Annotated in this window: 5 protein-coding genes; 3 read left to right on the forward strand and 2 right to left on the reverse strand. The window is 33.6% G+C overall.

All coding sequences use genetic code 11. The features are described from left to right. Window positions 1-178 precede the first annotated feature (178 nt). Together asnS and pncB are read right to left on the reverse strand one after the other, a co-directional pair. On the reverse strand, window positions 179-1,582 hold the full coding sequence (asnS, locus tag A9G22_RS02175) for an asparagine--tRNA ligase (protein ID WP_065586455.1): 1,404 nt from the start codon (window positions 1,580-1,582) through the stop codon (window positions 179-181). A 173-nt stretch (window positions 1,583-1,755) separates the two neighbouring features. Beyond that, window positions 1,756-2,946 carry a nicotinate phosphoribosyltransferase gene (gene pncB, locus A9G22_RS02180; protein WP_065586454.1) on the reverse strand — a complete coding sequence of 397 codons (1,191 nt, stop codon included), beginning with the start codon at window positions 2,944-2,946 and terminating at the stop codon, window positions 1,756-1,758. Between the two features lie 158 nt (window positions 2,947-3,104). Here pncB and pepN point away from each other — a divergent pair, with 158 nt between their 5' ends. From pepN to A9G22_RS02195, 3 genes are all read left to right on the forward strand, one after another. Further along, on the forward strand, window positions 3,105-5,738 hold the full coding sequence (gene pepN, locus A9G22_RS02185; protein WP_065586453.1) for an aminopeptidase N: 2,634 nt from the start codon (window positions 3,105-3,107) through the stop codon (window positions 5,736-5,738). A gap of 123 nt (window positions 5,739-5,861) precedes the next feature. Beyond that, window positions 5,862-6,191, forward strand: a complete 330-nt coding sequence (locus A9G22_RS02190; protein ID WP_065586497.1) for a rhodanese-like domain-containing protein — start codon at window positions 5,862-5,864, stop codon at window positions 6,189-6,191. A gap of 833 nt (window positions 6,192-7,024) precedes the next feature. After that, window positions 7,025-7,618: a hypothetical protein gene (locus A9G22_RS02195; protein WP_065586452.1), complete on the forward strand. Its 594-nt coding sequence runs from the start codon at window positions 7,025-7,027 to the stop codon at window positions 7,616-7,618. Window positions 7,619-7,818 lie beyond the last annotated feature (200 nt).

Raw genomic sequence — 7,818 nt, forward strand, 5'->3', positions numbered from 1 at the left:
TATGTTAAATTATGTATAATTTTTTTTTAAAATCAAGCGAACTTTTCATTAAATAGGATGCCTAAGGCTAAATCTAAACCTATTTGTTCGTTTTTTAATCTATATTGTTTTAAAATTAGCGCATCTTATTACTCCAAATTACCCCCGGACAAAAATAATGTATACTATTTAAGCTTTTTTAAAAGTTCGCGTTACGTGGCGTTCTTGGGAATGGAATCACATCACGTACATTTTGAACACCTGTTACATACACAATTAAGCGTTCAAAACCAAGTCCAAAGCCTGAATGTGGCACTGTACCATATCGACGTAAATCACGATACCACCAATAATCTTCCTTATTAAGTCCCATTTCATCCATACGCTTATCTAACATTTCTAAACGCTCTTCACGCTGTGAACCACCAATGATTTCACCAATTCCTGGCGCTAAAACATCCATTGCGGCAACAGTCTTACCGTCATCATTCATACGCATATAAAACGCTTTAATATCTTTAGGATAGTTCTTAACAACTACTGGCGCTTTAAAATGTTGTTCGGCTAAATAACGTTCATGTTCAGAGGCTAAATCGATTCCCCAACTAACAGGGTTTTCAAACTTAGCATCACAATTTTGTAAAATAGTAATAGCATCGGTATAATCTACTTGAGCAAAATCAGCATTAATAAAGTTCTCAAGGCGATTAATTGCTTCTTTATCGACATGCTGCGCAAAAAATTGCATATCGTCAGCACGTTTTTCTAACACTGCTTTAAACACAAATTTCAACATATCCTCGGCAAGCTTAGCATTATCGTTTAGATCGGCAAATGCCACTTCAGGCTCCATCATCCAAAACTCAGCTAAATGGCGAGTAGTGTTTGAATTCTCTGCCCTAAATGTTGGACCAAAAGTATAAACTTTAGAAAGTGCACAAGCATAAGTTTCAGCGTTTAATTGTCCAGAAACTGTTAAGAAAGCTTCTTTACCAAAGAAATCTTTATCAAAATCAACTTTGCCATTATCCGATTTAGGCAGATTTAGCATGTCAAGTGTTGAAACGCGGAACATTTCGCCCGCCCCTTCAGTATCTGATGCGGTAATAATTGGGGTTGATAGCCAATAAAAGCCACGCTCATCAAAAAATTGATGTATAGCTTGCGCAAGCGTATGGCGTACACGCGTTATCGCACCAACAATATTGGTTCTTGCACGCAAGTGTGCTACTTCACGCAGATATTCAATTGAATGGCGCTTAGCTGCCATAGGATAAGTTTCCGGATCGTCAACAAAGCCATATACTTCAACTTGTGTTGCTTGCAATTCATATTTTTGACCTTGACCTGGCGACTCCACCACTTTACCGGTGACTTTAACCGAACAACCAGCCGTTAAACGTAAGATCTCTTGTTCATAATTAGGTAAATTATTTTCAATAACTGCTTGAATAGGATCAAAGCAAGAGCCATCATAAACGGCTAAAAATGAGATGCCTGCTTTAGAATCACGTCGAGTTCTTACCCAACCTTGAACCGAAATAGTGCTACCAACAGCAATTTTGCCTTGTAACACATCAACAATAGATGCAACTGAAGTCATTTTAATTATCCATCTCTACATTAATTTGTTTAAGTAATATTTACAGTAATAAAGTAATACAGATATATTCTAACGACTATTCCATAACAAAAATGGAATCCATGAATAATAAAACCTTTATTACTGATATTATTTTTTAATATTAATAATGGGTTAAATATAAATTATTATCATTATTTAACACTAAAAGTTCGTTTTAATTCATCAATAAAATCTAAATCCTGAGATATCGTTTTACCTGGGCTATCTGATAGTTTAGCGACAGCTTGGTTATTGCATTCCGTTAATTTAAGCACTATATTCAATGCCTTAGTATTAGCATCTTTAGATGGAATATCACAAGCTAAAAATCCACCAATACCAAATGACAATTTTACACGCTGATTGAAATGCTGATAGATGTTAATCGCTTTATCAAAATTTAAGCTATCAGAAAAAACTAACAGTTTGGTTTGCGGATCTATGCCCAATTGCTGATAATGCGCAATCGCTTTTTCGCCCCATTCAATTGCATCACCCGAATCATGGCGAAGCCCTTGGTAGTTAGAAGCAAAGTGCAAATCAAAATCACGTAAAAACGCATCCATTGTAATACAATCGGTCAATGCCACCCCCAAATCATGCGGATATTCATCTAACCAAACCTGAAGCGCATTGCTTTGACAATCCTGAAGTCTATGGCTTAAACGCTGATGAGCTTGAAACCACTCATGCGCTTGCGTTCCAGTGGGGGTAAGCCCTAAACGATAGGCTATTAAATAATTGCTAGTACTGTGAAAGTTATTAAAATGCCTTTTCAAATAATTAACAACGGCCTCTTGTACCGCATACGAATAACGTCTACGAGTACCAAAATCCATTAAATTAAAGCCTGACATATCCATATTAGCTGTTTTTTCATTAAACATCGCTAATTTATCTTTTAGCCTTGCTAATGCTTCGGGCACGCCAATATTTGGCGAACGATCTTTATGAACAATTTCACTGATAACAGCAAGTAATGGCACTTCCCACAAAATGACATCTAACCATTTACCTTCAATCGTAATGGAAAGTACTCCATCTTCATCTTTTATAGTGAGTAAATTACTATTGAAACGCCATTTTTTAAGCCAATTTAAATAGTCAGATTTAAAAAAGGAGATATTTGATAAATAATTAAATTCATCATCAGATAGCGCTAATGATTCCATTAATTTCACTTGATGCATTATTTGATCAGCATATTGCCCGAGTAGATCATCACTACGACAACGAAACTGTGCAACTACAGTTGCTTCAGGATAGTGATGAAATACGGCCTGCTGCATATGCAGCTTATAAGCATCAGTATCTAATATTGATGTAATTATCGCTGGTAACATGTAATTTTAGTGTTATTACTTTAAAGAAAATTCCGAAGATTATAGCAGAATAATAATGAAGATATAGATTAATTATGTAATAAGATTGTTTTTAATCAGCTATAATATTCGCTAGCACAACATATATATTGAGTCCAAACCAAAAAGGTTATAACAACATGAATACAAAAACACCTGAATCGCAACCTATTGCAAAAAACCGTCTTGATTATAAAGCACCTGATTTTACCATTACCGACATTGATCTTGATTTTGATTTAGCACCCGAAATAACAACTGTAACAGCTCGTAGCCGCATCGTTCAAAAAAATAAGCAAGCGAACGATCTAATTTTAGATGGTGAAGATCTTAAATTGATTTCCGTTAATATCGACGAGCAACCATGGCATGATTATCAAATCACGAAAACAGGATTAATCATTCAAGGCGTTCCTGCAGAATTTACTTTAACGATTGTTAACGAAATCAAACCAATTGATAATACAGCACTTGAAGGATTATATGTATCAGGCGAAGCGCTTTGTACTCAATGTGAAGCAGAAGGATTTCGTCATATCACCTATTATCTTGACAGACCCGATGTGCTTGCACGCTTTTCAACACGCATTACCGCGAATAAACAAAGTTATCCTTACCTACTTTCGAATGGTAATCGCATAGCGCAAGGCGAACTCGCTGATGGACGTCATTGGGTACAATGGCAAGACCCGTTCCCTAAACCTGCTTACTTATTTGCCTTGGTTGCTGGTGATTTTGATATTTTAAAAGATCAGTTTATTACGCAATCCAAACGCAAAGTTGATTTAGAAATTTATGTTGATAAAGGTAATTTAGATCGTTCGCACTGGGCAATGACTAGCTTAAAAAATGCCATGCGTTGGGACGAAACTCGTTTTGGACTTGAATATGATTTAGATATTTTTATGATCGTTGCAGTCGATTTTTTCAATATGGGAGCAATGGAAAATAAAGGTTTGAATATCTTTAACTCAAAATATGTGCTTGCCAAACCACAAACAGCAACAGATGATGACTATCTCGGTATTGAAGGTGTAATTGGTCATGAATATTTTCACAACTGGACAGGTAATAGAGTTACCTGCCGTGACTGGTTCCAACTCAGTTTAAAAGAAGGATTAACAGTATTTCGAGATCAGGAATTTAGCGCCGATATGGGAGCACGTGCAGTAAAACGTATTGAAGATGTCAAACTCTTGCGTACTGTTCAGTTTGCCGAAGATGCTAGCCCAATGTCTCATCCTATTCGTCCAGAACAAGTCATTGAAATGAATAACTTTTATACAGTAACCGTATACGAAAAAGGGGCTGAAGTTATTCGTATGATGCACACCTTATTAGGTGAAGATAAATTCCAAGCAGGGATGAAACTTTACTTTAAACGCCATGATGGTAGTGCTGCAACGTGCGATGATTTTGTTGCCGCCATGCAAGATGCCTCAGGTATCGATTTAACTCAGTTTAAATTATGGTATAGTCAATCAGGTACGCCTGAACTTGTCGTTACCGATAATTACAACGAAAAAAATCAACAATATACTTTAACGGTAGAACAATATACGCCAGCAACTCAAGATCAAGCACAAAAACAAGCTTTGCATATCCCACTTGATATCGAGTTATATCAACATAATGGTGAAATAATTCCACTGCAATACCAAGGCAAAACTATTCACCATGTTTTAAATTTAACACAAAACAAACAACAATTTATCTTTGATAATGTCACTCAAAAACCGATCATTTCATTATTACGTGATTTTTCAGCGCCTGTTAAGTTAACTTATGATTATCAAGATAATGATCTTATTTTCTTAATGCAACACGCGACTAACACATTTAGCCGTTACGATGCAGCTCAAATGTTATTAGCAAAATATGTTCGCTTAAATGTAAAAAATTATCAGGAAAATCAGAAATTAATGCTACCTGATTCAGTATTAGATAGTTTTAGAGCGGTATTGTTATCAGAAAATACTGATCCTTTCCTTATTGCGCAAATCTTGACCTTACCGTCTGAAAACGAGTTGGCGAATTTATTTACTGTGGTTGATCCAATCGCAATTTATCAAGTGCGTCTATTTTTATTAACTCATTTTGCAAACGAACTCTATGATGAATTATTAGCCGTTTATCACCACAATAAAACATCACAATATCAAATTGAACATAATGATATAGCTAAACGGTCACTTAAAAACTGTTGTTTAACTTTATTAGCATATGCCGATGATAGTTTGCGCGCCAATACATTAGTTGGCCAACAATACCATCAAGCCAATAATATGACCGATTGTTTAGCGGCCTTAAATGTAGCGGTAAAAGCTGAACTGGATTGTCGAACTGACTTATTAGCTGACTTTGATAATAAATGGCATCAAGATGGACTTGTTATGGACAAATGGTTAGCATTGAACGCAACAAGCCCAGAAAAGAATGTTCTTGCTACCGTGAAAAAATTATTAACTCACCGGTCATTTACACTCAGTAACCCAAATCGGATTCGTGCATTAATTGGCGCCTTTGTCAATAATAACCCTGTGGCATTTCATGCTGAAGATGGCAGTGGTTATCAATTCTTAGTTGAGATTCTTACTGAGTTAAACCAAAAAAATCCGCAAGTTGCAGCAAGGCTTATCGATCCGCTTATTCGATTAAAACGTTATGACGAAAAACGTCAACAACAAATGCGAAAAGCACTTGAAGCATTACTAAAAATTGAAAATTTATCTAAAGATTTATTTGAAAAAATTAGTAAGGCATTAGCGGTATAAGTGGTAAAAATATATCCTGCAATATCATTGCAGGATATATTAATCAATTTAAAATTGAAATTTTATACTGAAACACATACCTACCTGAAACTTTTTGACAATTATTCTAATGAGTTTTACATAATGACAATAAAGGAAATCACCCCAGTCGAACTTGTACAAAAATTAAAGCAGCAAGAAAATCTATTTCTGCTTGATGTACGAGAATCCAATGAAGTAGCCATTTGTGTTATCAATAACGCAACGCATATTCCAATGAATATGATCCCGCTATATTTAGATAAAATCCCAGATGAGATCGATATAGTTATTTATTGTCATCATGGCAGGCGAAGCCTAAACGTTGCTTATTATTTAGCAGAAAACGGCTTTGATCCCCACTTCCTATATAACCTTACGGGCGGGATTGATGCTTGGGCACTAACGGTTGACAAACAAATGGCTAGGTACTAGACACTTAATGAACATGAATAATTACCTAATCATAGAATAAATTAGATTTAATAAGATGGGAAATTAATCTATAGGAATTACTCACGTTATTTACAGTAATTGGAGAAACTACTGTAATGAATATGCATAACGTTGTTTCACTGGCTGGAGATATAGCAACTATATTATAGGGGAAAAAAATAATAGTCGCCGATCAGGCTAAATATTTTTATAACGAGCTAACAAAAGCTAGATTGAAGCTATTTATCTCCTTACTGCGTAAAAACAAACGTTATAAAATCATGAGTGAAGAATCTAACCTTTTTATTAATAATAAAAAATTCATTGAAGATAAATTAAGTCGACAAGCTAAACGCGGTAATAAAATCTATCCGTGTGAAATGTTGTATGTCGACACCAGGCTTTTACCTTATACTTAAAAATGAAAGGAAGCAGAAAACCAGAAAATATTTATTGTATATCTGATGTGAATATCAAGGAATGAGCAAACACCTATTTGTAAAAACGCCTTACAACTATCGTATCAATCAAAAATTCACGAAACCTATCTGCCCTTAAACAAATGGGAAAAACGAAAGAAATGATACACACTTTAATAGAGATGTGGCATAATCCGCAAATATTGAACAATTCAGAAAATAGAAAACAAAGGCTTAAGAGATTTGTAAACTACTATAATACGATTAAATTGCCTAAAGTGATCTTGAGTAAAACGCCTTATAAATTTTTAGAGGATTATTTTAGTCATGAAGCGTAAACATCCCAGCATCTTCCTACAGTTATAACAAGCAATCGCATGACTATTTATTGATGATAATAGCTAATATATAGAAATGAATATTTATATCAAACTACTGGTTTTAATTTTAATCTTATTTTTATTTAAGATTACTGATTACGTTTATATTTTTAACATTTTAAAAAATTTAAAATTTGTACAACTATATTTGCTAATTTTTTTTGCAATATTACCAATATTCTTCTTTCCTATGCCAATCCTGTATGTATTAGCTATTTTGATTTTAGGACAAAAACAAGGTTTTTTAATTTCAAGCACAGGAATTATAATCAATATGTTCATAATGATTTACATTCCACAGAGTCTTTTATTTTTTGATATAAAAGCATTAACTGAAAAATATAAAGTATCAATAAATCCTTCAAAACCTCATTATTTGTTTTATTTGAGATTAAGCCCTATACCATATAATGCAATTAATTATATGGGGGTTTATTTTAAGGAAAACAAATTTAAATACTTGCTCTATTCATATTTAGGGGCATTGCCTTATTTAATTTTATATTCAGCTTCGACTGATATTTTAATAAAAATAAAAGACAATAATAAATTCTTTATTGGATTTATCATATTAATCATATTGCTAATTATTACATCACTATGGAAAAAGAAAAATGACATCAAATAAAAAAATATTAGTAAATATAACCAATGCATGCCTATTATACTTTGCACTATGGCTGTTATTTAGATGTATTCATATCCAATTTACTATAATCAATATAGTTACATCTACATGTTTAATATTATTTATTTCACAATATAAAAAATTGTATTGGTTTATTTTTTTCCCCGTAATTGTATTTTTATCTTTATACTTACCGATTG

The sequence above is a fragment of the Gilliamella sp. App2-1 genome, assembly GCF_001690255.1.
Lineage (GTDB): Bacteria > Pseudomonadota > Gammaproteobacteria > Enterobacterales > Orbaceae > Gilliamella > Gilliamella apicola_G.

What these genes read in the sequence shown, in the direction of transcription:
- asnS (WP_065586455.1), bottom strand. Translation starts at nt 1,582, where the DNA reads ATGACTTCAGTTGCATCTATTGTTGATGTGTTACAAGGCAAAATTGCT.
- pncB (WP_065586454.1), bottom strand. Translation starts at nt 2,946, where the DNA reads ATGTTACCAGCGATAATTACATCAATATTAGATACTGATGCTTATAAG.
- pepN (WP_065586453.1), top strand. Translation starts at nt 3,105, where the DNA reads ATGAATACAAAAACACCTGAATCGCAACCTATTGCAAAAAACCGTCTT.
- A9G22_RS02190 (WP_065586497.1), top strand. Translation starts at nt 5,862, where the DNA reads ATGACAATAAAGGAAATCACCCCAGTCGAACTTGTACAAAAATTAAAG.
- A9G22_RS02195 (WP_065586452.1), top strand. Translation starts at nt 7,025, where the DNA reads ATGAATATTTATATCAAACTACTGGTTTTAATTTTAATCTTATTTTTA.